General features: G+C 28.8%; 23 protein-coding genes. 17 read left to right on the top strand and 6 right to left on the bottom strand.

Annotated elements, in window-relative coordinates; genetic code table 11:
- The 8 genes from FIA58_RS14275 to FIA58_RS14240 all read left to right on the top strand — a co-directional run bounded on the left by FIA58_RS14275 (position 1) and on the right by FIA58_RS14240 (position 8,378).
- The gene (locus FIA58_RS14275) at positions 1–936 is read left to right on the top strand and encodes a calcium/sodium antiporter (protein ID WP_140963163.1); all 936 of its coding nucleotides are present in this window, start codon (positions 1–3) and stop codon (positions 934–936) included.
- Between the two features lie 49 nt (positions 937–985).
- The gene (locus tag FIA58_RS14270; RefSeq protein ID WP_140963162.1) at positions 986–2,596 is read left to right on the top strand and encodes a S8 family serine peptidase; all 1,611 of its coding nucleotides are present in this window, start codon (positions 986–988) and stop codon (positions 2,594–2,596) included.
- A complete protein-coding gene (locus FIA58_RS14265) occupies positions 2,596–3,540 on the top strand; it encodes an NAD(P)H-dependent flavin oxidoreductase (RefSeq protein WP_140963161.1) in 945 nt (314 codons plus the stop codon). Before FIA58_RS14270 ends, FIA58_RS14265 begins: the two co-directional genes overlap by 1 nt.
- Positions 3,541–3,546: 6 nt before the next feature.
- Positions 3,547–3,957 (top strand): hypothetical protein, encoded by a 411-nt coding sequence (locus FIA58_RS14260; protein ID WP_140963160.1) that lies wholly within the window; start codon positions 3,547–3,549, stop codon positions 3,955–3,957.
- Between the two features lie 62 nt (positions 3,958–4,019).
- Positions 4,020–5,627 (top strand): alkaline phosphatase PafA, encoded by a 1,608-nt coding sequence (gene pafA, locus FIA58_RS14255; protein ID WP_140963159.1) that lies wholly within the window; start codon positions 4,020–4,022, stop codon positions 5,625–5,627.
- 233 nt (positions 5,628–5,860) lie between these two features.
- Entirely contained in the window at positions 5,861–6,286 is a 426-nt protein-coding gene (locus tag FIA58_RS14250; protein ID WP_140963158.1) for a hypothetical protein, read from the top strand.
- Positions 6,276–6,926 carry a tetratricopeptide repeat protein gene (locus FIA58_RS14245; RefSeq protein WP_140963157.1) on the top strand — a complete coding sequence of 217 codons (651 nt, stop codon included), beginning with the start codon at positions 6,276–6,278 and terminating at the stop codon, positions 6,924–6,926. Before FIA58_RS14250 ends, FIA58_RS14245 begins: the two co-directional genes overlap by 11 nt.
- Positions 6,927–7,178: 252 nt before the next feature.
- Positions 7,179–8,378 carry a hypothetical protein gene (locus tag FIA58_RS14240; RefSeq protein ID WP_140963156.1) on the top strand — a complete coding sequence of 400 codons (1,200 nt, stop codon included), beginning with the start codon at positions 7,179–7,181 and terminating at the stop codon, positions 8,376–8,378.
- A gap of 115 nt (positions 8,379–8,493) precedes the next feature.
- Here the strand turns inward: FIA58_RS14240 and FIA58_RS14235 are convergent, their stop codons facing one another.
- From FIA58_RS14235 to lysA, 3 genes are all read right to left on the bottom strand, one after another.
- The gene (locus FIA58_RS14235) at positions 8,494–9,405 is read right to left on the bottom strand and encodes a hypothetical protein (RefSeq protein WP_140963155.1); all 912 of its coding nucleotides are present in this window, start codon (positions 9,403–9,405) and stop codon (positions 8,494–8,496) included.
- A 7-nt stretch (positions 9,406–9,412) separates the two neighbouring features.
- Positions 9,413–9,883, bottom strand: a complete 471-nt coding sequence (locus FIA58_RS14230; RefSeq protein WP_140963154.1) for a hypothetical protein — start codon at positions 9,881–9,883, stop codon at positions 9,413–9,415.
- 76 nt (positions 9,884–9,959) lie between these two features.
- On the bottom strand, positions 9,960–11,186 hold the full coding sequence (lysA, locus tag FIA58_RS14225; RefSeq protein WP_140963153.1) for a diaminopimelate decarboxylase: 1,227 nt from the start codon (positions 11,184–11,186) through the stop codon (positions 9,960–9,962).
- 223 nt (positions 11,187–11,409) lie between these two features.
- Here lysA and sucC point away from each other — a divergent pair, with 223 nt between their 5' ends.
- The gene (gene sucC / locus FIA58_RS14220; RefSeq protein ID WP_140963152.1) at positions 11,410–12,603 is read left to right on the top strand and encodes an ADP-forming succinate--CoA ligase subunit beta; all 1,194 of its coding nucleotides are present in this window, start codon (positions 11,410–11,412) and stop codon (positions 12,601–12,603) included.
- A gap of 59 nt (positions 12,604–12,662) precedes the next feature.
- On the opposite strand, the gene FIA58_RS14215 is transcribed toward sucC, so the two are convergent.
- From FIA58_RS14215 to FIA58_RS14205, 3 genes are all read right to left on the bottom strand, one after another.
- Entirely contained in the window at positions 12,663–12,989 is a 327-nt protein-coding gene (locus FIA58_RS14215) for a hypothetical protein (RefSeq protein WP_140963151.1), read from the bottom strand.
- Positions 12,990–13,064: 75 nt separating this feature from the next.
- Positions 13,065–13,445, bottom strand: a complete 381-nt coding sequence (locus FIA58_RS14210; protein ID WP_140963150.1) for a RidA family protein — start codon at positions 13,443–13,445, stop codon at positions 13,065–13,067.
- A 27-nt stretch (positions 13,446–13,472) separates the two neighbouring features.
- On the bottom strand, positions 13,473–16,232 hold the full coding sequence (locus tag FIA58_RS14205; RefSeq protein WP_140963149.1) for a putative LPS assembly protein LptD: 2,760 nt from the start codon (positions 16,230–16,232) through the stop codon (positions 13,473–13,475).
- A 97-nt stretch (positions 16,233–16,329) separates the two neighbouring features.
- Between FIA58_RS14205 and FIA58_RS14200 the strand changes: the two genes are divergently transcribed.
- The 8 genes from FIA58_RS14200 (at position 16,330) to FIA58_RS14165 (ending at position 26,076) form a co-directional block, all read left to right on the top strand.
- Entirely contained in the window at positions 16,330–17,424 is a 1,095-nt protein-coding gene (locus FIA58_RS14200; RefSeq protein WP_317167910.1) for an N-acetylmuramoyl-L-alanine amidase family protein, read from the top strand.
- A 34-nt stretch (positions 17,425–17,458) separates the two neighbouring features.
- The gene (locus tag FIA58_RS14195) at positions 17,459–18,427 is read left to right on the top strand and encodes an MlaD family protein (protein ID WP_140963147.1); all 969 of its coding nucleotides are present in this window, start codon (positions 17,459–17,461) and stop codon (positions 18,425–18,427) included.
- Positions 18,428–18,432: 5 nt separating this feature from the next.
- Positions 18,433–19,764 carry a (Fe-S)-binding protein gene (locus tag FIA58_RS14190; RefSeq protein ID WP_140963146.1) on the top strand — a complete coding sequence of 444 codons (1,332 nt, stop codon included), beginning with the start codon at positions 18,433–18,435 and terminating at the stop codon, positions 19,762–19,764.
- Between the two features lie 220 nt (positions 19,765–19,984).
- The gene (locus FIA58_RS14185; RefSeq protein WP_140963145.1) at positions 19,985–20,779 is read left to right on the top strand and encodes a (Fe-S)-binding protein; all 795 of its coding nucleotides are present in this window, start codon (positions 19,985–19,987) and stop codon (positions 20,777–20,779) included.
- 1 nt (position 20,780) lies between these two features.
- Positions 20,781–21,368, top strand: coding sequence for a hypothetical protein (locus FIA58_RS14180; protein WP_140963144.1), 588 nt, complete (start codon positions 20,781–20,783; stop codon positions 21,366–21,368).
- Positions 21,368–21,850 carry an ABC transporter ATPase gene (locus FIA58_RS14175; protein WP_140963143.1) on the top strand — a complete coding sequence of 161 codons (483 nt, stop codon included), beginning with the start codon at positions 21,368–21,370 and terminating at the stop codon, positions 21,848–21,850. Before FIA58_RS14180 ends, FIA58_RS14175 begins: the two co-directional genes overlap by 1 nt.
- Positions 21,851–21,865: 15 nt before the next feature.
- Positions 21,866–23,086 (top strand): phosphoserine phosphatase SerB, encoded by a 1,221-nt coding sequence (gene serB, locus FIA58_RS14170; protein WP_140963142.1) that lies wholly within the window; start codon positions 21,866–21,868, stop codon positions 23,084–23,086.
- Between the two features lie 107 nt (positions 23,087–23,193).
- Complete coding sequence (locus tag FIA58_RS14165; protein ID WP_140963141.1) at positions 23,194–26,076, top strand: glycoside hydrolase family 3 N-terminal domain-containing protein; 2,883 nt, start codon at positions 23,194–23,196, stop codon at positions 26,074–26,076.
- Positions 26,077–26,078: the final 2 nt, after the last annotated feature.

The raw sequence follows: 26,078 nt of genomic DNA, 5'->3' as shown, positions 1-26,078 counted from the left end.
ATGGATATATTATTTATTATTATTGGACTAGTATTATTAGTTGTTGGAGGAAATTGGTTATTAAAATCTTCAGTAGGACTTTCATTACGACTTAATATTTCAAAAATTATTGTGGGTTTAACGGTTGTTTCTTTTGCAACTTCAGCACCAGAAATGATAGTTAGTGTAAAAGCGGCTTTAGATGGTTTTCCAGATATTGCTCTTGGAAACGTAATTGGATCTAATATTGGAAATATAGGTTTAGTTCTTGGTGTAGTTTTACTTATTAATGCTATTCAAGTTGATAAAAGTTTTTACATTACAGATTGGCCTACAAAAATGATCGCTTCAACCTTGTTATTCGTTTTTCTTATAATTGATGGAGGTTTAACTCGTATTGATGGTTTTATTTTTATAAGTCTTTTAGCTATTTTTTTAATTATTTTAATTCGAAATAATAAAAAGGTAAAAGTAGATATTGATGTTCCTATGGAAGAAAATATGTCTTATGTTAAGATTTTTGGACTTTTAATAATTGGAGGAGTTGCCTTATGGGGTGGTTCTGAATTATTAGTAAAAGGAGCTGTTAATCTAGCTGAAAGTGTAGGCGTTAGTAAACGGGTTATTGCAATTACTGTTGTTTCTATTGGAACTAGTATTCCTGAATTAGCATCATCCATAATCGCTGCTATTAAAAAAGAAAATGATATTTCTATCGGTAATATTATAGGTTCTAATATCTTTAATATATTAAGTGTCTTAGGAGTGACAGCAATTATAAAACCTATTGAAAAAGTAGATGTTAGAATCATAAGTCAGGATATTTATTGGATGCTTGGTTTTGCTTTTATTTTGTTGCCAATGGTAATTTTACCAAAAAAAGGCAGTCTGAGTTTAAAAGAAGGAGTTTTGCTGTTAGTTGCTTATGGTGTGTTTTTATATTTCACAGTAATTTAATAACCTAAAGTTCAGAATTTAATATATTTGAATATAAATTGTTTTGATTATGAGAAAATTAGGAACACTATTATTTCTATTATTGTCATTTTGCTCTTTCGCACAAGAAGATGCTTGGGTTTATTTTACAGATAAGCCGGATGAAGTATATTATACAAATAATCCTCTTGAAATGTTGTCACAAAGAGCTTTAGACAGAAGGACAACTCAAAACATAGCTCTAGATATTAAAGATATTCCTATTTCTCAAACATATATTAATCAAATTGCTGCAACTTCAGGAATTACGATTATGGCTAAATCTAAATGGTTAAATGCTTTACATATTAGAGGAACACAGTTCAATATTCAATCACTAGAAGCTCTAAACTTTGTAGATCATATTCAATTTGCAAACCATAGTTTGAATCCTTCAACAAGAAATGATAATCCTTCCAGTTCTAATAGGAATAATGAAGAGTTTGAGATTATGACCAATTTTAATTACGGGAATTCAAACAATCAAATTCAAATGTTGAATGGTCATTTATTACATCAACAAGATTATACTGGACAAGGAAAAGTCATTGCTATACTTGATGCAGGTTTTCCAGGTGTAGATACAGCTTCATCTTTTCAGAGATTGAGAGATAATAATTTAATTTTGGGAGGGTATAATTTTCCTGATAGAAATACTAATTTTTACACAAGATATTCTCATGGTACCAATGTGCTTTCTACAATGGGTGGTTTTGTAGATGGACAATTAGTAGGAACTGCTCCTGATGCTGAGTATTATTTATTTATTACAGAAGATACTACTTCTGAAAATCCAGTAGAAGAATCATATTGGGTGGAAGCCTTAGAAATGGCTGATAGTTTAGGAGTTGATGTAATTAATTCTTCATTAGGTTATACAGATTATGATAATTCTAATTATAGTTATTCTTATTCACAAAGAAATGGTCAAATTGGTTTTGCATCAAGAGGAGCTTCAATAGCACTTTCAAAAGGTATTGTTTGTGTGGTAAGTGCTGGGAATGATGGTAATACTTCGGAAAAACATATTAGCATACCAGCCGATGCAGATAATATTTTAACAATTGGTGCTGTAACAAATACTGAAGCTTATGCTAGTTTTAGTTCTATTGGACCCTCATTTGATGGTAGAGTAAAACCAGATGTTTGTGCGAAAGGACAAAGTGCCACAATCAGTAATACAGTAGGAACAATTACCACTGCTAGCGGAACATCTTTCTCAAGTCCAATATTAGCTGGAATGGTGGCTTCTTTTTGGTCTGCTTTGCCAAATTTGACAGCTAGTGAAGTAATACAATATGTAAAACAATCTGCCGATCAATATAATAATCCAGATATTTTTAAAGGATACGGTGTTCCCGATTTTCAATTGGCTTTAAACAACGCTTTAAACATTGAATCTTTTCCAAATATAGAAATAGTATTATATCCTAATCCTGTTAAGAAAGAATTGTTTATTAAATTGAATAATAGTTCTAATGGAGAGTTTAATTTGTATAATAATTTGGGACAGAAAGTGTTACAAGTCTCTGTTTTCCAAAATCAACAAAACATCTCTTTAGAACACTTATCTTCGGGTATTTATATCTATGATTTTTCTACTAATAATACTAACTTGCAAGGGAAATTAATCAAACAATAATGAATAGAATTACCCAACTCTTTAATATAAAATATCCAATTATTCAAGGTGGAATGATTTGGAACAGTGGTTATAAATTAGCTAGTGCTGTTAGTAATGCAGGTGGTCTTGGATTAATTGGTGCTGGTTCTATGTATCCAGAGGTATTAAGAGAGCACATTCAAAAATGCAAAAGAGCTACAGACAAACCTTTTGGAATTAATGTACCTATGTTATATCCTAATATAGAGGAAATCATGCAAATTATAGTTGAAGAAGGAGTAAAAATAGTTTTTACTTCAGCTGGAAACCCTAAAACATGGACATCATTTCTGAAACAAAAAGGAATCACAGTAGTTCATGTAGTAAGTAGTTCAAAATTTGCTCTAAAAGCGCAAGAAGCAGGTGTTGATGCAGTTGTAGCAGAAGGTTTTGAAGCTGGAGGTCATAATGGAAGAGAAGAGACTACAACTCTTACTTTAATTCCTATGGTAAGAGAGAATATAAGCATTCCATTAATTGCAGCTGGTGGTATTGCAACTGGAAGAGGAATGCTAGCAGCGATGACATTAGGTGCAGATGGAGTTCAAATGGGAAGCCGATTTGCAGCATCAACGGAATCAAGCTCTCATGATAATTTTAAGAAAACAATTTTAGAAACCAGTGAAGGCGATACCGTTCTAACATTAAAAGAATTGGCACCAGTTCGTTTAATAAAAAATAAATTTTATACCGAATTGCAAGAGTTATATGCCAAATGTCCTACACCAGACGATTTGAAGTCATATCTAGGAAGGGCAAGAGCAAAAAGAGGAATGTTTGAGGGAGATTTAGAAGATGGAGAATTAGAAATTGGTCAAATTGCTGGTCTAATTCATGACATTTTACCTGTTCAAACTATTGTTGATACTATTATCAACGAGTTTAATAATGCAAAAGAAGAAATACATAATTTTGTTTTTTAATTTTTTATGAAACTATTTAAATATATTACTTTATTTACTTTTCTTACAGTAGGTATAGTAAATGCACAACAATTTAATTTTCAAACGACATCACTAACTGTTTTACAAAAAAACAAAAAAGGAGAATGGGGGAAATGGAGTACACCAGAACCAGCAAAAACCATTGTAAAATTAGATTATGATAAAAATAAAATTGTTATCTATTCTAATGTTATCCAATATTATTCAATAGCTGAGTACCTTCCAAAAGAAGTTACAAAAGTAGATGAAATTAACTCTTATCTATGCAATAATATTGATGGTTTTCCTCTAAAGATTTCTTTTATAGTACGAAAGGATCTTAAAAATAAAACTCAATTATACGTTTATAATGAAGATTATATTTTTTGTTACGATATTTTCGAAATAACAAAATAATCTTTTAGAAGTAGCTGAAACTATTGTTTAAGAATACAAAATATTTAAATTTTACAAGAACCATGAAAAAGTTTTCTATACTTTTCGCTTTACTTATTAGTGCCTTTTTAAAAGCCCAAGATAACCCAAAACTAGTAATTGGTATTGTGGTAGATCAAATGAAAATGGAGTATTTATATCGATTTTCTAATGATTTTTCTGAAAATGGATTTAAACGTTTAATGAAAGAAGGATATACATTTCATAATATGCATTATACCTATATGCCAACTTATACAGGTCCAGGTCATGCCTCCATATTTACAGGAACAACTCCAAGTGTTCATGGTATTGTGGGAAATAATTGGTTTAATAAAGCTATAGGTAAAGATATGTATTGTACCGATGATAATTCTGTATCTACTTTAGGAAATGGAACCGATTATGAAGGGAAAATGTCTCCTAAAAATTTATTGAGTACTACTATTACAGATGAATTGAAATTGGCAACAAATTTTCAAGGAAAAGTAATTGGTATTAGTTTAAAAGATAGAGGAGCTATCTTACCAGCAGGTCATTTTGCAGATTGGGCATTTTGGTATAGTAAAACTGGATCTTTTGTTTCAAGTACATATTATGGTGAAAAATTACCAGATTGGGTTACTCAATTTAACGAGGAAAAAAATTATGAGAAATATTTAAATAAAAAATGGGAATTATTTAAGCCAAAGGAAGTGTATAATGAAAGCTTGAATGATAATAATCCATACGAAGGTAAACTATATAAAAAGATACCATTCTTTCCTTATAACATGAAAGAAATGTATGAAAATAATGATGCTAGTGTATTGCGTTCAACTCCTTTTGGAAATAATTTAATAGCTGATTTTGCAATGAAAGCTATTGAAAAAGAAAGTTTAGGAAAAGATAATACAACTGATTTTTTAACTGTTAGTTTCTCCTCTACAGACTATATAGGACATTTATTAGGACCTCGATCAATTGAATTGCAAGACACATACTTAAGATTAGATGAAACTATTGCTGAATTTCTAACTTATTTAGATAAGAATGTTGGTAAAAATAACTATTTGGTATTCTTAACTGCAGATCATGCTGGTGCTGAAAATGTAACTTATCTAAAAGATAATAAATATAACGTAGACCAAATAAATACTAAAAAGTTTACCAAGGAGTTAGAAGTTTTTTCAGAAGAAAAATATGGGCAAAATGTTATTTTAGATTATTCAAACTCAAATGTGTTTTTCGATAAAGAAGTTATTGAGGCAAGTAATTTAGATTTAACAGAAATTAAAAATACATTCAAGACATTTATTTACAAGCAAAACTTTGTTAGAAGAGTTTATACAGATTCAGAAATTTTAGCAGCTTTTGGAAGTGATATGTACTTAAAATTTATTGCTAACGGTTATGACCCTATTCAAAATGGTGAATTAGTTATTTTAGAAAAACCAGGTTATTTAGAATACGGAGCAACAGGAACAACACATGGTTCACCATATGCATATGATACTCACGTACCTTTACTTTTTTATGGTTGGAAAATAAAACATGGAGCTTCATATAATAAAAAAGAAATTACTCAAATAGCACCAACAGTTGCTTTGAAATTAAAAATTACTCTACCAAATGGTACTGAAGCTAAAATCTTGGAAGAAATAATGAACTAGGGTATATGGCATTTGTGACCTATAAAAAATATCCAACTGAAGAATTAGCTAAATATATTTCTAATTTATTGACAAAACATGCTTTAGTAAACGAATATATTTAAAACAAAAACTCTTTAGATTCTAGTTTTAGTAGTGTTTTATTAAATGAATTTGAAGTTAAAATAAAACAAGAAGATTTTAAGAAAGCTGACGAAATTGTATTAAGTGATTCAAGAGAATTTATAAAAACGTTGCCAGAAGATTATTATTTATTCTCTTTTTCTGATAAAGAATTAATAGAAATTATACATAAAAAAGACGAGTGGAATGAATTAGATTATCTTTTAGCTATTAGTTTATTAGAAAATAGAGGAATTGAAATTACCGAAGAAGCTATTGAAAAAGCTAAAAACAAAAGAGTTTCACAATTAAGGAAGCCCGAAAAAAGCGATTCCTTTTGGATAGTAATTGGATATGTTTTCGCAATGTTAGGTGGTTTATTGGGCTTTATTATTGGTTATGTTTTATTGACACAAAAGAAAACGTTACCTAATGGAGAAAGAGTTTTTGAATATACTGCATCAGATAGAAAACATGGAAAAAATATTTTATACGTAGGAACATTCTTTTTTATATATTATCTAATCTATTTTTTATTTTTTTTTAATGAAGATTAAAATTTTTAAAATAGTAGCTTTTGTTATTTTAGTATATATCGCATTTAATATAGTCGGAGTATTTTTTCTTGAATTGAGTATTTTTGCAAAGAGCTTTAAATCGAAATCTTATGAGAGAGATATGGATTACGAGTTTAAAAAAGATACTTCACATATTTACAAACAAAAGATCGATATTTATACTTTTAAATTAGATAGTTTACTTGAAATTAATCCTTTACAAACTGAATTGTTTGCAGATAAACTTCATAAGAAGTACAAAAAAGAGACTATTTTTCTTGAATACAAAGCAATTGCACTATATAATCAACAAAAATTTCATAAAGCATTACAATTGTATAAAATAATAGATACTCCTTATTCTCAGTATTTGGGTACAAAAATGAATAATAATCGAAACATAGCATTGTGTTTTGAAAATTTAAAAATGTTTGATTCTGCTATTTACTATTACAAAGTTTCTTCTTTATCTGACAATTTATATAAAATAGGTAGTTGTTTTAATTCTAAAAAAGAAAAAGATAGTGCCGTTTTTTATTATTCAAAATTACTTAATACACTTGAAAGGAGTGAAAATAAAATTTATTATATAAAAGACATAGATTATTTAAAATTCAAAATTGATTCTATAATAAAATAATCTAAGTTTCGCTCTAATTGATTTAATCACAATAAAATAAATTTGTGTTATAAATTAATTATTTTTGTTAATTTTAAGTTAAAATAATTTATTTTAACAAGATTAATCATGTTATTAAACTTAAAGATAATAGTAATGAAAATGTATTTTGTCTGTTTTATGGGTTTTTTGTCGATGTTTTGTTTGGGTTTTATTTTTTAATTAAGAAAGTAATACATTAAATTTGTTGGAAACAAACAAACAAATAAACAAATGAAAAAAAAGTACCTAAGTATGGTGAGCTTATTATTTTGCTCATTAATGTTAGGACAAGTTGGTATAAATACCACTTCTCCTTCTGCAATGTTAGATATTAAATCTACTGATTATTCTAATCCTAGCCCAAAAGATGGCTTATTAATTCCAAGAGTAAATAATTTATCGCAAATTAATCCTTCTATGGATCAGGATGGTATGTTAATATATCTGTCTAATAATTTAATTAAAAATTCAAGAGTTTACCCAAAAGGTTTTTTTTATTGGGATAATTCAAACACAGACTGGATTCCTGTCAGTTCAGATGAATGGAAATCAGGGACAAATCAAAATGGAGAACCACTAATTTATTCAAAACAAGCTGATGCTAGCGGTACAAAAATTGTGGTAACAGACACAGGAAAGTTTGGAATAGGAACAGATGATCCTGTTGAAAGATTTGAGTTTAGAGGACCAGGAGATAATGATTTTCAAATCACCAGTGCTAATACAAATCCTCCCAATGTAATATTATACAATACTGGAGGTACATTAGATAATCCAACATTACTAAATCCTGATCAAGAAATAGGAGCATTAGTATATAAAACAAATAACGGGAATGGAATGCAGGAAGTAGGAGGAATTCATTACTTTATTGATGGAGCACCTACAAGTTCAAGTTTACCAACAAAATTAGTTATAAATACTACAAAGGTTGATAATGTATCAGATAGTAGTTCTTTTACAATAAGAGCAAATGGAAATGTAGGTGTAGGAATGCTTGATCCTTCAGCAAAATTAAATTTACCAGCTTCTGATGGTTCATTAAATTCAGCTCCATTAAAATTTACAGTGGGAACAAATCTTGTTACACCTGAGGAAGGAGCAATGGAATATGATGGGAATAACTTATATTTTACAAATCAAGATGATGTGAGAGAAATTCTGATGAAAGGAATTGTTATAAATCAAAATTTAGATTTTCCGTCAATTGGCAATTTGCTTTCTCAAGAACTAGAAATAGCTGTTAATGGATTATCTCAAAATAGTACATGTAGTTGTTCTCCCCTAGGTTCAATAGAAAGCGGATTAACTTGGAGTTGTTACGTAACTGATAACAATACAATAAGGATTCGACTCTTAAATGCATCTATTCTTGGAGCAATTGACCCAGTAAGTAGAAATTGGAAAGTTACCGTATTTAACCTTGATTAATTTTAATTAAAAAGCACCAAAATAAATTTGTTTTGGTGCTTTTTTTATGATTATGTCGAAATTATATGATACAGAACAGTTATTTAATTGTAAAATAAGTTTCGAATTGAAATAATTAATATTTTTTTATTGTAATACTATTATCATTTAAACCTTCAATATTTTTTACTTTTTCTATCAATTCATCTAGTTTTTTTTCATCATTTGTAAAAAGATATGCTGAATAATATTTTCTACTGTAAACATTACTCCAAGGTTCCCATATTCCTATTTTAGATAATGTAAGTTCAAAATCATTCCAAATTGGAATATTATTTTTTAACTCCTCATAAAAAGCACTACTACAATAAATATATCCACCTAGAGAATTAGTTGAAATACTTGAATACTTTATAAAAACATCATCATTATTAAACTTATTATAAAGATCTTCAATTATTTCATTTCTATTTTTTAATTCAATATTTTCATTTTTTGAATAGATATTATAAGAAAATTGCCCATCATAATTAACCCAATTATCATATTCTACTGACTTGTAATATATATTTTTTTGATTTTTAAGTAGCGCATACAATCTTCTTGATTTTAATAGTACACTAGATGTAAAAACTCCTGCATAAACATCAGAATCTTTTATCAGACTTTTAAAAGGATTGTTAGGAGTAAAATCGAAGGAAGTTTCTTTACCAAAAGCATGAATATGTCCACACACTGTATTTACACTTAAAGTACTTACTAGTGAGTCTTCCTCAATAACATAAATGGTATAATCATAACCACAATCAGGTATTTCGGTAGCTTCATTATTTCCTATCCAAGAATTTTTTAATTCCTCAAGTTTCTTGCTATCACTAATTGCAAATGGTTTTATAATAGAATCTTTGCTTTTTTGACCATTATAGGATTCATAAAAGAAAAATTTATAGTTTTTGTTTTGGAAGTCAAAATCTTTTAAGACTTTTAATTGTGAAAATGAACTATTAAAAAGAAGACTTACTATTATAGCTGTTATATATTTCATCATATTTTTCTTAATTATTAAAAGTACTTGCATGATGTTCTATATTAATATTAGGATAATAATAGCTTATCATTTTTTCAAATTCTCCTAATTTTTTATTGCTATTGCTAATCCAAAATTCAACAGAATCTAAACTATATTCTCCTATTTTAAAATCGATTCGATATAAATAATATTGGAATCCAAAGATTTTTTGCTCGGATAAAGTTAATTTTACTCGTTTTATTCGATTTAGCTTTATTTTTCTTTCTCCTTGATTTCCAATTAAATAAAGGTAATTAGTATCATAAAAAATATTTTCTGTCTGTTTATAAATTTTAAGTATATACAGAGAAAAAAAAGTAATTAATATAACAAGTAATATTGTCATATAAATAGCATAGTTCTTTAAAAAAAACACACATAAAAGTAGACTTGTTATAAATAAAATGACTGGAACTGTTAATTGGAGTCCTCTATTATTTTCGGATAGTTTTTCCATTTGTATTACTAATGAATTCCAAACATAAATAATTATTTGATATAAAAAAAGCTTCTCGTTAAAGAAGCTATCTATGTTAAATTAAAACAGTATCATTTAAAACATCAATTTCAACTTGGTTGCGAATAATATCTTCAAAACTTTCTCTTTGTCTTATTAAGTATCCCTTTCCATTTAACCAAATAACTTCAGCTGGTTTTACCCTCGAATTATAGTTAGAAGCCATTGAAAAGCAATACGCTCCTGCATTTCGGAAACAAAGAATATCTCCTTCATGAATTTCAGCAATTCTTCTATTATTCGCAAAGGTATCAGTCTCACAAATATAACCTACAACTGAATAATAACGTTCTTTTCCTTTAGGATTAGATATATTTTCAATATGATGTTGGGAACCATATAACATTGGTCGAATCAAATGATTGAAACCGCTATCAATTCCTGCAAAAACAGTAGAAGTGGTTTGTTTTACCACATTTACTTTTGCTAAGAAAAAACCAGCTTCACTAACTAAAAATTTTCCTGGTTCAAAAGCTAGGGTTAATGGTTTTCCGTATTCTTTTTCGAAAGTTAAAAAACGCTTGGTTAATTTTTTACCAAATTCTTCTACATTTGTTTCTATATCATCTTTTTTGTAAGGAACTTTAAAACCACTCCCAAAATCTATAAATTCTAAATTTTTAAAGTTTTTAGCCGTTTCAAATAAAATTTCTGCAGCATAAAGAAACACATCAACATCCAAAATATCAGAACCTGTATGCATATGAATACCATTTATATTCATATTTGTATTTTCAATAATACGTAATAAATGAGGTAATTGATGAATTGAGATTCCAAATTTACTATCAATATGGCCTACAGAAATATTAGCATTTCCACCTGCCATGACGTGCGGGTTGATTCTTACACATACAGGTACAGTTGGATGTTTTGTTCCAAATTGTTCTAAAAAAGATAAGTTATCAATATTAATTTGTACACCCATTTGCGCCACTTTTTCAATTTCTTCAAGGGAAACACCATTTGGTGTGTACATAATTTCTTTAGGTTCAAAGCCAGCATGTAAGCCTAATAAAACTTCTTCAATTGAAACAGTATCTAATCCAGACCCTAATCGCTTAAGCACTTTTAAAATAGAAATATTCGATAAAGCTTTAACAGCATAATGGATTTTAAATTGCTCCACTTTTGAAAAAGCTTTTGTTAATCTGTTATATTGGGTTTCAATTCTTTCTGCATCATAAACATATAGAGGAGAGCCAAATTCTTCCACAAGTTGCAATAAATCTTGATTTTTCATCTTCTGTATTTTTATGCAAATTAATGCTATTTATAGGTACTAATTCTTAATTTTGATAATATTAAACAAAAAATAACATTAAGTTATAAATATAACAACATATAGGTTTGTGAATTTTATTTACTGGCTTTAACTTTTCCAAATTATCCATAAAAATGTTAGCCAATTAAAAATTAGTTTCCTATTTTTGTGGCACTTTTTAAAAGAAATAACCTATTATATTATGAATTTACACGAATATCAAGGTAAAGAAATATTAGCTAGCTACGGAGTGCGTATTCAACGTGGTCATGTGGCCAATAATGCTGAAGAAGCAGTAGCTAAAGCAAAACAATTAACAGCTGAAACAGGAACGGGATGGCATGTTATTAAAGCTCAAATTCACGCTGGTGGTCGTGGAAAAGGTGGAGGAGTTAAATTAGCTAAAAATTTAGATCAAGTGGCTGAAATTGCTGGTCAAATTATAGGTATGGATTTAATTACACCACAAACACCTCCTACAGGAAAAAGAGTACATAAAGTTTTAGTAGCTGAGGATGTTTATTATCCTGGTGAAAGTGAAACTTCAGAATTTTACATGTCTGTATTATTAAATAGAGGTAGAGGTAGAAATATGATTATGTATTCAACTGAAGGTGGAATGGATATTGAAGAAGTGGCTGAACATACTCCTCATTTAATCTTTACTGAAGAAATTGATCCAGCGGTTGGCCTACAAGGATTTCAAGCAAGAAGAATTGCTTTTAATTTAGGTTTATCAGGAAATGCATTCAAAGAAATGGTAAAATTCGTTGATTCATTATACAAAGCATATATTGGTTCAGACGCATCTATGTTTGAAATCAACCCAGTTTTAAAGACATCTGATGATAAAATTATTGCTGTTGATGCAAAAGTTGATTTAGATGACAATGCTTTATTCCGTCATAAAGATTTAGCTGACTTACGTGATATTCGTGAAGAAAATCCAATCGAAGTAGAAGCTAAAGAAGTAGGATTAAATTATGTTGATTTAGATGGAACTGTAGGATGTATGGTTAACGGTGCAGGACTTGCAATGGCAACTATGGATTTAATTAAGTACGCAGGTTTTGAACCAGCAAACTTTTTAGATGTAGGTGGAACAGCTGATGCAAAACGTGTTGAAACTGCTTTCCGTATTATTTTAAAAGATCCAAATGTAAAAGCAATTTTAATTAATATCTTTGGTGGAATTGTACGTTGTGATAGAGTAGCACAAGGTGTAGTAGATGCTTATAAAAATATGGGTGATGCAATTAAAGTGCCAATTATTGTTCGTTTACAAGGAACAAATGCTGAAATTGCAAAAGAATTAATTGATAATTCTGGTATGCCAATTTTATCTGCTGTTCAATTCCAAGAAGCAGCCGATCAAGTAAAAGCAGCTTTGTCTTAGTAAAAAAAAACAGTTATATATTTTTAAGAGTCCCAAGTGAAAGCTTGGGATTTTTATTTTTAAATAACATCTAAACCAAATTCTAAGAAATAATGAATTTTATGTATTATTAATGAAATAATTACCAATGTAATTATTTGTATCGCAATCATTTTCCAAAGTTCTTTTATCTTACTTTTTAATCCAAAATGATTAATTATAAAAAATAATATTGCAGTAATTAATCCTAAAACTGTTCCAATACTAATAATAATAAAATCATGTAAGGATCCAGCAAATTTAGAGTTTGGTCTACTACCAATTTCTAAATGTATTTGAAGCATTGAAAGAGAAATACTCAAAAGGGTATATATTAGGTAAAATAAAATGGTTTTTACTATTTTCATTTTGAAGGGATTAAAATATAAAAAATCTCATACTTTTTGAAGCATGAGATTGAGTTTGTTAAATATATAATTCTTTTATTTAATAGCTATCATAGAAATTTCTACGTTTACATTTTTAGGTAAACAAGCTACTTGAACAGTTTCTCTAGCAGGTGCGTTTTTTTCGTCAAAATAACTACCATAAACCTTATTTATTTTAGCAAAATCATTCATATCGCTGATGAAAATACTAGATTTTATAACATCTTCAAAAATCATTCCTGCAGCTTCAAGAACCGCTTTCATGTTTTCCATTACTTGCTTTGTTTCTGTCTCAATGTCTGTTAAAACTAGCTCACCGTTTGCTGGATCAATAGCAATTTGACCAGATGTGTATAGAGTGTTACCAACTAATACAGCTTGATTGTAAGGTCCTATTGGTGCTGGTGCCTTGTCTGTAAAGATTATTTTTTTCATGTTTTGTAAATTTTACTCGTTTGAGGGTTATCTAAATACTCTATCAGGTATTTGATTTTTTTCCCATTTAATATCACTCAAAATAGAAGAGCTTATTCCAATAAAGAAGCCCCAATAAGTATTGTTTCCAAAAGGAACCCAATTAAAACTCATTCTCCAGCTTTCTAAATCTCTTTCAAAACGTAATTGAGTAAATGTTACTCCTTTTTGTTTGAAATCATAACCAGAAGAAACACCAACTTTCCATCGAGGTGCCAATTCAATGTTACCAGAAACCATTAAGGAGTGAGAGGCTATTTCGCTTTGACGATTACTATTGTTATAAGTTACAGAATAGGCTAATCGTAAATCCCAAGGTAATTTGGTATTATACCATTCATCACTTTTCTTTTCTTCGTCTTCATCGTCATCGTCATCAAAGAGACTTTGTCTATTATCATTTAAATTGTTCCCCGTACCAAATAAATCATCTTGACGTCCACCATTTTGTTCGGTTTGACTAGACGATTTTCCTTTTTTATCTCCATCAGAACTTGAAAAACCATAATTTAAAGTCATATTGGCACTAGTCATTCTAAATAAACTTCCACCATTATCAATATTATATTTTTCAATTCTTCTACCAGAGTTATCAATTGCATAAGGATCTAAAGTAGCTCCAAAGTTAACATTCATTTTCTGTTTAAATAATTGAGTTCCACCACTCACACGCATTGGAGACCAAGCTAGTGAATCAGCTGCTAAATTATAACTAGCAGAAAAGTTCAAATTGTTTAAGAGCATTACTTTTTTAGGATCACCTTTAGTATTTTCATCATCTCTTACTTTTGCTTCAAAAGTATTGCTTAAAGAAAAGCCTAAACTATTAGAATAGCTTTTTCCAGGAGCACCAAAAAGTCCTCCTTCAAAACGAGTGTAATCTTTATAAGTATTACCAGTTGCATCAATAGCGTAAGTGTCATAATATTGATCAAAACTTGGTGTGTAGCCATAAGAAACACTTGGACGCATAACATGTCTTAATGCTTGAAATTTTTTGTCTTCACCAAAACTAAATGTACCATAAATTGTTGTTCCAATGCTTGCATTAAAATTGTACGTTCTAAAAGCATCAAATCCTTTAACATCTTCTGTTAAAACTTTATTTTCAGTAGTACTGAATTTTTTTTCAATAGTATTTAGAGCCCAAACTTCATTATAACTAGCTCCAGTAGTTACGCTAAAGTATTTAAAAACTTTAAAATTTGTACTAATAGGAATTGTATGCTGAAAACCAGTTTTAGCATCTCTAAACATTTGAGGTTTGAAAAAAAGAGAATCAGCAGTTGCAATTCTATTTTCTCCTCTTAAATTGTATTGGAAATTAATGTTTTTTATAAACCCTTTTTTAGCTCCATCTGCAGGAGCAAACGGAAAAACACGATCCACACTAGCTTGTAGTGTAGGTAAAGTCATATTGATAACTTCTGTATTTGTATTTTGATTGTGAGTTGCTGACAAGGATAAATTAACTTGTGGAATTGTCTGGAAAGTTTTTGAATAAGAAACAGAAGAACTTAAGTTGTTATTTAATCCAGAACTTATATTTGCTAAATTAACAGATTGCCTAAAATATTGACTACTACCTAGGTTCACTGAGGCTGAAAAACGTGAATTAGCTGCTGCTTTTGCGTCTTGACTGTGAGACCATTGAATATTGTATTGCTTTGATTTAACATAATCTGGTAAACCTTTTTCACTTTGAATATTGTTTTCAAACCTGAAATTTACTCTACCATTAAATTTATAACGTTTGGCATAACTACTTTCAAAGCGTAATCCGTAACTACCATTGGTGTAATAATCTCCTAAGATAGCAAGATCATAATAATCTGTCAAAGCAAAATAATAACCTCCATTTTGTAAAAAATATCCTTGCTGATTAGATTGTCCTGGTGTGGGAACAATAAACCCAGAAGTACTTTCATCTGTCATTGGGAAGTAAGCAAAAGGTAATCCTACAGGTGTTGGAACATCGACGATAACTAAATTGGTTAACCCAGCTACAACTTTTTTGCCAGGTACAAATTTTACTTTTCGTACTAAAAAATAATATTCTGGATCATCAATATTCTTTGAAGTCGTAATTCTAGCATTTTTAAGGAAATATACAGAGTCATTTTCTCTTTTAGAAACTTCAGCTTTTATGTTCATTTCACCTTGCTTAGTTCTAGAATTCCATACTAATGCTTTTTTAGTTTTAAAATTAAAGCGGATAGAATCGGGCTCAATTATATTATCACCTTGTTTAAAAACAGGAAATTGCGTATAATTTCCTAAGCTATCTTTTATACGTCCAGCATAAACTTCGTTTTTTTCATAATTTAAAACAATAATTCCTGCTTTTAGTTCAATATCGGTATAATATAGTTCAGCTTCATTATAAAGAGTAAGTTCTTTTGTTTTTTGATTGGCTTTCTCATAATCTTTAGCTTTTCTAGTAACAACACCTTCAAGTAAAGGTTTTTTCTTTATAGTGTCATCCTTTTTTATATTGACTTCTATGGTTTCAGTGGTGTTAATTTCACTTGATTTAGTAGAATCAGTTTTTATTGAAGCTTCTTTAGGATTACTAGATAAGACCTCTTTATCTTTTTTAAAAGATTTTTTAGGTTTTATTTCTTGAGCATATAATGCATTATTTCCAATTGTTAGAAAAATTGCTAAAAAAACGATATGAAATAACTTTGTATACAACGCTAATAATAGTATTTTTGTAAAAATTTGGCTTACTTTTTGAAGTGTCAAACTTACATATATTTTTTTGTAAAAATAAGCTTTTAATAAAATTATAACTATGCTAATAAAAACCTGCTATATACCTCGATTAAAAAATAATCTTAAAGTGCTAATAATCATAGTTTTGTTTTTTAATGCTTTGTTTGCATTTTCTCAGACTAGATCAAAATTTAAAGTTGTTTTAGATGCTGGTCACGGTGGAAAAGACTATGGAAATGTACATCATGGTTTTGTAGAAAAAAAAATTGCATTAGCTGTTACTTTAAAAGTTGGAGAGTATTTAAGTAAAGACAGTGATTTTGATTTTTTTTATTCTCGTAGAACAGATGTTTTTGTAGAATTAAAAGATAGAGCCATTAGAGCTAATAAAGAAGATGCAAATTTATTTGTTTCAATACATTGTAACGCTGCTAAAAATTATTCTGCTTTTGGAACAGAAACTTTTGTTATGGGATTAAGCAGAAGTGCAACGAATTTAGATGTGGCAAAAAATGAAAATTCTGTTATCTTATTGGAAGATGATTATAAAGAAAATTATAAAGGGTTTGATCCCAATAGACCAGAATCTTTAATAGGTTTAAAAATTTTACAAGAAGAATATTTAAATCAAAGTATAGAATTAGCAGCATTTGTTGAAGAAAACTTTAAAAATGGGTTAAGTAAAAAGAGTAGAGGTGTAAAACAAGCACCATTATGGGTTTTGGATGCTTCTTATATGCCAGGTGTTCTTATTGAAATAGGTTTTCTATCTAATAAAGTAGAAGGAGAATATTTAAATACTGAAAAAGGACAGAACGAGATGGCTAAAGCAATAGCAGATGCAATTTTATCTTATAAAAAACAATATTTTAAATCGGGTAGTTCTGTTTCAAAAGTTGATCTTGTTATAAAAGAAGAAGTAACTACACCAGAAAGTATTATAGAATCAGTAATAGATAATTCAAGGAAAGGAATTCAATTCATGGTTCAATTATCTGCAAGTGGTTCAAAAATTGCAACTACTCCTTCTAATTTTAAAGGTTTGAATGGAGTACATATTAAACAATCTGGAAAAATTTATAAGTATCTTTTTGGTTCTGAGGATACTTATGAAAATGCACAAAATAAATTAACTGAAGCCAAAAGTAAAGGTTTTGAATCGGCTTTTATTGTTGCTTATAAAGATGGAGTAAAAATTAACCTATCAGATGCAATTAAATAAAATAAAGTTTTATTTTTGTTAAAAATAATTTATTTTGAAACTGACCAAAGAAATTAAAACCGCTATTTTAGTTATTTCCTCAATTTTACTCTTTATCTGGGGTTATAGTTTTTTAAAGGGTAGAAATCTATTCGATTCTAGTAAAAAGCTATATGTTATTTACGATTCAGTTGAAGGTTTAGAACCTTCATCTCTAGTAAAACTTAAAGGAGTTAATGTAGGAAGAGTTAATTCATATCATTTTTTGGATAATAAGAAAGTTCAAGTTGAGTTGGCAATTACTTCGGATTATCCAATTTCTAAATCTAGTATAGCTGAGCTTTCGGGTTCTTCACCACTTGGAGGAAAAGAAATTATTATTATTCCTAATGATGAAGATAATACTATTATTGAATCTGGTGAGTTTCTTAAATCAAATTCAAAATTAGGTCTTACTGATGCTTTGGCAGAACAAATGATTCCTTTGAAAGATAAAATAGACAAGTTATTAGATAACGCTAATATTTTGTTTGCCAATTTTAATGAAATTTTGGATCAAAAAACAAAATCAAATCTTAAAAGTAGCATTTCAGAACTTAATAGAACAATGACTGAATTTAGTGGTGTTTCAAAAAATTTAAATTCTTTATTGAGTGAGAATAAAGTAAAGCTAGATAATTCTTTTGCTAATTTAGACAAAACCACATCTAATTTTGCAATTATGTCTGATTCTTTAGCTAAAGCTAATTTAGGTAAAACAGTTAAAAATTTAGAAAAAACCTTAGCTAGTGTAGATAAAATTATGTCAGGTATTGAAAGTGGTAAGGGTACAATGGGCAAATTAATGAATGATGAAGCTATGTATACTAATTTTACCAAAGCTTCAAAAGAACTCGAATTGTTATTACAAGATTTAAGATTACATCCAACGCGTTACGTTAATGTTTCTCTTTTTGGTAAGAAAGAAAAACCTTATGTAGCTCCAGAAAAGAATCAAATAAAAGAACAAACTAATAAAGACTAAGCCTTATGAGTATTTTACCTAATATATTATTTGCTATAATATTGATTATTGGAATTGGTTATTTTGCTAAAAATGTCAAAAAGCTAATTCGCAATATAAAATTGGGTCAAGATGTAAATCGTAAAGATAACCCATCAGCTAGATTGAAAAATATGGCTATGATTGCTTTAGGACAATCTAAAATGGTAAAGAGACCTATTGCAGGTTTCCTTCATATTATAGTTTATGTTGGTTTTGTAATTATTAATATTGAAGTTCTAGAAATAATCATTGATGGATTATTTGGAACTCATAGAATATTTGCTTTTTTAGGTGGCTTTTATGATTTCTTAATTGGTTCTTTTGAAGTGCTTGCTTTATTAGTTTTAGTGGCTGTTATTGTTTTTTGGATAAGAAGAAATGTAGTTAAATTACAACGTTTTTGGAAACCAGAAATGCAAGGTTTTCCAAAAAATGATGGTAATTACATTCTTTATTTTGAAGTTGTTTTAATGACTTTATTCTTAACAATGAATGCCGCTGATTTTCATTTACAATATGTATCTGGAGGTTTTTCTCATTATCATCAAGCAGGAAGTTTTCCTATTTCTCAATTCATTGCACCTATTTTTGATGGAATGGATAATAGTGTGGTTTTTATGATTGAAAGAACTTCTTGGTGGTTGCATATTTGTGGAATTTTAGTATTCTTGAATTATTTATACTTTTCAAAACATTTACATATTTTATTAGCTTTCCCAAATACTTATTTTGCAAATTTAAATCCACAAGGACAATTTGATAATTTAGAAAGTGTTACGAATGAGGTGAAACTAATGATGGATCCATCAGCAGATCCTTTTGCAGCTCCAGCAAATCCTGATGCTGTTCCTGCTAAATTTGGAGCATCTGATGTGCAAGATTTAAATTGGGTACAATTATTAAATGCTTACACTTGTACTGAATGTGGAAGATGTACTTCTTCTTGTCCTGCAAATCAAACAGGGAAAAAGTTATCTCCAAGAAAGATAATGATGGATACAAGAGATAGATTAGAAGAGGTTGGTAAAAATATAGATACTAATAAAGGAACTTTTGTTGATGATGGAAAATCTTTATTAAACGATTATATAACAACAGAAGAACTTTGGGCTTGTACTTCATGTAATGCTTGCGTAGAAGAATGTCCTGTAAATATTAGTCCACTTTCTATTATTATGGATATGAGACGTTATCTAGTAATGGAACAAAGCGCTGCTCCTATGGAATTGAATAATATGATGACTAACATTGAAAATAATGGTGCACCATGGCAGTACAACCAAATGGATAGACTAAATTGGAAAAACGAAAACTAGTAAAGATCTAAATAGTAACAAAGGAGAAATAAAAACAAGTTTCAGAGTTTAGCTATAATATTTATCTAGTTTAATTTAAAAGCTACAGAGTAAAATTTCAGATTTATTAGAAAAATAAATAACGATTTGTTTTTTGAGAACAAATATCTCGAATAAGTCAATTTAAAAAGAATGTTTTGTTTGATTAGCATCAAATAAAATCTATATAAATTATAAGAATATGTCAGAGAATAGTATAAAAGTACCAACAATGGCCGAAATGATGGCTGAAGGAAAACAACCTGAGGTTTTATTTTGGGTGGGTTGTGCAGGAAGTTTTGATGATAGAGCAAAAAAAATTACAAAAGCTTTTGTGAAAATTTTAAACAGAGCTAATATTTCTTTTGCTGTTTTAGGAACAGAAGAAAGCTGTACAGGTGATCCAGCAAAACGTTCTGGAAATGAATTTTTATTTCAAATGCAAGCCATGACCAATATTGAAGTAATGAATGCTTATGAAATAAAAAAAATTGTAACTGCTTGTCCTCATTGTTTCAATACTTTAAAAAATGAATATCCAGAATTAGGTGGAAAATATGAAGTCGTTCACCATACTCAATTTTTAAAATCGTTATTAGATGATGGACGTTTAACTATAGAAGGCGGACAATTTAAAGGTAAAAAGATTACTTTTCATGATCCTTGTTATTTAGGTAGAGCTAATCAAGTGTATGAAGCTCCTAGAGATTTAATACAAAAATTAGACGCTGAATTAGTTGAAATGAAACGTTCAAGAGCAAATGGTTTATGTTGTGGAGCAGGAGGGGCACAAATGTTTAAAGAAGCTGAAAAAGGAAATAAAGAGATTAACATTGAAAGAACAGAAGAAGCTTTAAGTATAGAGCCAGAAATTATTGCTGCAGGTTGTCCATTCTGTAATACAATGATGACAGATGGAGTCAAAAATAAAGAGAAAGAAGGTTCTGTTAAAGTAATGGATATTGCAGAACTAATTGCTAACGCTCATGACTTATAATATGAAGAATTTTATTTTATTTTTATTTTTTATCTCAACAACTTGTTTCTCTCAAGATGTAAAAGAAAAAATAGCAAAAGAAACTTGTGAATGTACTTCAAAGTTAGATACAGCTTCAATGAACGGTTCTGATTTGGAATTGAATTTTGGTTTATGTATGCTTGAATCATATAATAAACATATAAACGAATTTACCGATAATGAAAAATTAGATTTTGAGAATAATGCTCAAATGGAGAAATTTGGTGAAGAAATTGCCTTAAAAATGCTTACAATTTGTCCTGATATGATTTTAAAATTAGGAGATGGGTATAAAAATGAAGATACAGTTTCTGATGATTTAACTATTGAAGGTGTTTTCAATGGAACTAAAGCCGAAACTTTTTTTAATGTAATTATAAAAGAAGAATCTGGTAAAACAACAAAATTAATTTTGTTAGATTATTTTGATAACGCTTATTTGATTCAAGATAAATTAATAAAAAATAATCAAACTGTAAAAGTTACGTACTATGAAGCTAAACTATTTGATAGTAAAACGAATAGTTTTGTAGTTACAAAAATTCTAACTAATATCATACAAAAATAATGTACGTACCATTTGACACGTTACCAACTCATTCTAGAATTTGGATATATCAATCAAACAGAAAATTGACTGATATTGAAGTTGCAGAAATTGAAGTATCAACTAAAGATTTTGTTGAAAATTGGTCAGCACACGGTCAAAGTTTAGAAGCTTCTTTTAAAATTGAGTATAATCGTTTTATTATTATTGCAGTAAATCAAGATATGCAAACAGCAACTGGATGTTCAATTGATGCTTCTGTTCAGTTTATTCAAAACTTAGAACAAAAATATGGAGTTGATTTATTAGATAAAATGAATGTTACTTTTAAATTAGGAGAGCATATTGCTCATAAAACTTTAATTGAATTCAAAAAAATGGCTAAAGAAAAAGCTGTTTCAGCAAATACTGTTGTTTTTAATAATCTTGTAAATACTATTGAAGAATGGAAAGATTTTTGGGAAGTTCCTGCTAGTGATAGTTGGCACAATCGATTTTTTTAAAATATTATTTTTATAATGGCAAGTGAAATTTTTTTATTGTCTATATCAGGGCAAGATAAACCTGGTTTAACATCTTCTTTAACTGCTGTTTTATCTGAATATGATGCTAAAATATTAGATATAGGTCAAGCAAATATTCATGATACTCTATCTTTAGGAATACTTTTTCAAATAGAATCAGGTAAAAAATCTGCTGCTGTTTTAAAAGATTTATTATTTAAATCATATGAACTTGGTATAAAAGCAAAGTTTAAGCCTATACCTCTTAATGATTATGAGAATTGGGTTGATCTTCAAGGAAAAGACCGTTACATTGTTACATTACTAGGAGAGAAATTATCGGCTAAGCAAATTTCTGAGGTTACCAAAGTTATTTCTGAAAAAGGTTTAAATATAGATGCAATTAAGAGATTAACTGGAAGGGTATCATTAGTAAAGCAAGATGCTTATCCAAAAGCCTCAATCCAACTGTCAATTAGAGGTGCAATTCATAATAAAGCAGAGTTTACTGAAAAATTCATGCAGATTTCTAGAGAGTTAGATGTAGATATTGCTTTTCAAGAAGATACTATTTTCAGAAGAAACAGACGATTAGTTTGTTTTGATATGGACTCTACTCTAATTCAAACCGAAGTTATCGATGAATTAGCAGAATTAGCTGGTGTAGGTGAGCAAGTAAAAAAAATTACTGAGTCAGCAATGCAAGGGGAAATAGATTTTAAGGAAAGTTTTATACAACGTATGAAGCTTTTAAAAGGTTTGAACGAAAGTGTTCTAGAAGAAGTGGCTATTAATTTACCAATTACTAAAGGAGCTAGAAGACTTATTGATACTTTAAAGAAATATGGTTTTAAAACAGCTATACTTTCGGGAGGATTTACCTATTTTGGTAAATATCTTCAAAAAGAGTTAGGTATAGATTATGTTTTTGCCAATGAATTAGAAATTAAAGATGGAGTATTAACAGGAAATTATGTTGGAGAAATCGTAGATGGAAACAAAAAAGCCGAATACTTAAAAGAATTAGCTATGAAAGAAGGGATAGATATTAGTCAAACTATTGCTGTAGGTGATGGAGCTAATGATCTACCAATGCTTAATTTAGCTGGACTGGGTATAGCTTTTCACGCAAAACCTATGGTAAAAGATAATGCACAAAGTGCAATTTCTAGTATAGGTTTAGATGGAGTACTTTACTTATTAGGGTATCACGATAAACATATAGACTTGCATTAATAATTAATTTCATTATAAAAGATTTACAATTATTTTGTTATTATTTTACTATATTTGAAAACATCATTAGACCCAATTTAATGATGTTTTTTTTTAATATTATTCAAATGCGTTATTTATTTTTTCTCTTATTCTTAGCACCAATTATTTATGCTCAAAAACAATCTAATTTATCTCAAAAAAAATGGGTTGATAGCGTGTATAATCAATTGAGTTTTGAAGAAAAAGTAGGCCAACTATTTATGGTAGCAGCTTATTCTAATAAAAATGAATCACATTATTCTGATGTTGATGAGTTAATAGAGAAATATAAAGTTGGAGGTTTAATTTTCTTTCAAGGAGGTCCAATAAGACAAGCACAATTAACTAATCGTTATCAATCTAAGTCAAAGGTTCCTTTGTTTATAGGAATAGATGCAGAATGGGGATTAAGTATGAGACTCGATTCAACATATAGATACCCTTGGAATATGACATTAGGAGCTATTCAAGATTATAGTTTAATTGAGAAGATGGGTAAGCAAATGGGAGAACAATCCAAACGAATGGGAATTCACTTTAATTTTGCTCCAGTTGTAGATATCAACACAAATCCTAATAACCCTATCATTGGTAACCGTTCCTTTGGCGAAGATAAAATTAATGTTACTAATGCTGCTATTGCTTTGACTAATGGTTTACAAAGCGAAGGTGTTTTTGCTACAGCTAAACATTTTCCTGGTCATGGAGATACAGAATCAGATTCACATCATACTTTACCTATTGTCAAATTTTCAAAGAAAAGACTAGATTCTATTGAATTGTATCCTTACAGAGAATTAATAAAAAATGGATTAGCAAGTGTTATGGTAGCTCATTTAGATGTACCAAGTATTGAGCCTAGAAATGGTTATCCAACTTCCATTTCCTATAATGTAGTTTCTAATATTTTAAAAAATGAATTAAAATTTGATGGTCTTATTTTTACAGATGCTTTGAATATGAAAGGAGCTAGTAATTTTAAAAAACCAGGAGATATCGATTTAGAAGCTTTTTTAGCTGGAAATGATATTTTACTTTTTGCTGAAAATGTACCTATTGCTATCCAAAAATTTGATGAAGCATTTAAATCAGGTAAAATTTCAGAAGTACGTTTGGCTTATTCGGTGAAAAAAATATTAAAATACAAATATTTAGCAGGCTTAAATCAATATAAACCTATAGAGATTAGTAATTTATATGAAGATTTGAATAAATCAAAATATGATGCTATGAATTATTCGTTATATGAAAATGCTATTACAACACTTAAAAATAAAGAGAGTGTTTTTCCCATTCAAAATTTGGCAAGTGAAAAAATTGCATATGTTAAGCTAGGAGATGATAGTTCAGATTTTTTTTTAAGTGAATTAAGAAAATATACAACAATTGAAGAAATTAATATAAATAAGCTAGATAATGCTTTAGAAGAATTAAAAAAATTTACTAAAGTAATAATTGGTTATCATAAACAAGATGGCGCTTGGAAAAACCATGATTTAGATAAAAGCGAACTAAATATTTTAAGCGAAATTGCTAAGGATAATAAAGTTATAGTAACGTTTTTTACCAAACCTTATTCCTTGTTGAAAATAAATAATTTTGATGATTTTGAGGGTTTTATTTTAGCTTACCAAAATAATAATTTTTCAAATACAGTAGCAGCAGAAGCTATTTTTGGAGCTATTGGTACAAAAGGGAAACTACCAGTTTCAATAAATAAAGATTTTTATATTAATGATGGTCTAAATACTAAACCAGTAAATATTCTTGGTTTTGGATCACCAGAAAATGTTGGCTTAGATTCAAAAATATTAACTAAAATCGATTCCATTGCAAATGTTGCAATAACCAATAAAATGACTCCAGGTGCTCAAATTATAGTAGCAAGAAGAGGTAAAGTTGTATATGACAAATCCTTTGGATATCATACTTATGAAAATGATATGCCTGTAAAAAATTCTGATTTATATGATGTAGCTTCTTTGACGAAAATCTTATCAACGCTACCCAATTTAATGACAGAATATGATAAAGGGAAGATTACTTTAAAAACGAAATTAAGTACTATGTTGCCTGTTTTTAAAGGAACAAACAAAGAGAATGCTACTTTATTAGATATGTTAACACACCAAGCACGTTTTCAGGCTTGGATTCCTTTTTATAAAGCGACATTAGACTCATTGGGTAAACCAGATAAAAAATATTATAGAAAAAAATACTCAGAAGATTTTCCTATTAAAGTTTTTGAAGATTTATTTTTGAGAAAAGATTATAATGATACTATTATAAAGAGAATTGCAGACAGTGATTTACTTCGCAAAACTAAATATAAATACAGCGATTTTTCTTTTATTTTAATGAAAGAATATTTAGAAAGAGCAACTGGAAAAAAATTAGATCAGCTAGCTTTTGAAAATTTTTATTCAAAAATGGGATTAACAACTATGACATACAATCCTTTGATTCGTTTTGATAAAAACCAAATTGTTCCTACAGAAATAGATAATTATTATAGATATCAAACTATTCAAGGTTATGTTCATGACATGGGAGCTGCTATGCAAGGAGGTGTAGGTGGTCATGCTGGATTGTTTTCCAATGCATTAGATGTTGCAAAAATGATGCAAATGTATCTTCAAAAAGGAAACTATGATAATCATCAATTCTTTTCAGAAAAAACGTTTAATGTTTTTAATACTTGTTATTATTGTAAAGATAAAAACAGAAGAGGTGTGGGTTTTGATAAACCTCAATTAGGCGAAGCAGGTCCTACATGTGGCTGTGTATCTATGACTAGTTTTGGGCATACTGGCTTTACAGGAACTATGGCTTGGGCAGATCCTGAAAGTGAAATTGTATATATCTTTTTATCTAATAGGACTTATCCTGAAGCAAAAACAAATATTCTATCTAAAGAAAATATAAGAGAAAACATACAAAAAGTAATTTATGAAGCTATAATGGATTAAAA

Origin of the sequence: Flavobacterium jejuense (genome assembly GCF_006491595.2) — a bacterium.
GTDB lineage: Bacteria > Bacteroidota > Bacteroidia > Flavobacteriales > Flavobacteriaceae > Flavobacterium > Flavobacterium jejuense.
The sequence above is the reverse complement of the archived record's forward strand: the minus strand, read 5'-3'. Positions and strand labels throughout refer to the sequence as shown.

Bases quoted from the DNA above. Each gene is read 5' to 3' on its own strand.
- FIA58_RS14235 (WP_140963155.1), bottom strand. From the start codon at position 9,405: ATGATGAAATATATAACAGCTATAATAGTAAGTCTTCTTTTTAATAGT.
- lysA (WP_140963153.1), bottom strand. From the start codon at position 11,186: ATGAAAAATCAAGATTTATTGCAACTTGTGGAAGAATTTGGCTCTCCT.
- FIA58_RS14265 (WP_140963161.1), top strand. From the start codon at position 2,596: ATGAATAGAATTACCCAACTCTTTAATATAAAATATCCAATTATTCAA.
- FIA58_RS14240 (WP_140963156.1), top strand. From the start codon at position 7,179: ATGAAAAAAAAGTACCTAAGTATGGTGAGCTTATTATTTTGCTCATTA.
- FIA58_RS14260 (WP_140963160.1), top strand. From the start codon at position 3,547: ATGAAACTATTTAAATATATTACTTTATTTACTTTTCTTACAGTAGGT.
- FIA58_RS14230 (WP_140963154.1), bottom strand. From the start codon at position 9,883: ATGGAAAAACTATCCGAAAATAATAGAGGACTCCAATTAACAGTTCCA.
- sucC (WP_140963152.1), top strand. From the start codon at position 11,410: ATGAATTTACACGAATATCAAGGTAAAGAAATATTAGCTAGCTACGGA.
- FIA58_RS14210 (WP_140963150.1), bottom strand. From the start codon at position 13,445: ATGAAAAAAATAATCTTTACAGACAAGGCACCAGCACCAATAGGACCT.
- FIA58_RS14175 (WP_140963143.1), top strand. From the start codon at position 21,368: ATGTACGTACCATTTGACACGTTACCAACTCATTCTAGAATTTGGATA.
- FIA58_RS14270 (WP_140963162.1), top strand. From the start codon at position 986: ATGAGAAAATTAGGAACACTATTATTTCTATTATTGTCATTTTGCTCT.
- FIA58_RS14275 (WP_140963163.1), top strand. From the start codon at position 1: ATGGATATATTATTTATTATTATTGGACTAGTATTATTAGTTGTTGGA.
- FIA58_RS14245 (WP_140963157.1), top strand. From the start codon at position 6,276: ATGAAGATTAAAATTTTTAAAATAGTAGCTTTTGTTATTTTAGTATAT.
- FIA58_RS14180 (WP_140963144.1), top strand. From the start codon at position 20,781: ATGAAGAATTTTATTTTATTTTTATTTTTTATCTCAACAACTTGTTTC.
- FIA58_RS14215 (WP_140963151.1), bottom strand. From the start codon at position 12,989: ATGAAAATAGTAAAAACCATTTTATTTTACCTAATATATACCCTTTTG.
- FIA58_RS14165 (WP_140963141.1), top strand. From the start codon at position 23,194: ATGCGTTATTTATTTTTTCTCTTATTCTTAGCACCAATTATTTATGCT.
- pafA (WP_140963159.1), top strand. From the start codon at position 4,020: ATGAAAAAGTTTTCTATACTTTTCGCTTTACTTATTAGTGCCTTTTTA.
- FIA58_RS14190 (WP_140963146.1), top strand. From the start codon at position 18,433: ATGAGTATTTTACCTAATATATTATTTGCTATAATATTGATTATTGGA.
- serB (WP_140963142.1), top strand. From the start codon at position 21,866: ATGGCAAGTGAAATTTTTTTATTGTCTATATCAGGGCAAGATAAACCT.
- FIA58_RS14185 (WP_140963145.1), top strand. From the start codon at position 19,985: ATGTCAGAGAATAGTATAAAAGTACCAACAATGGCCGAAATGATGGCT.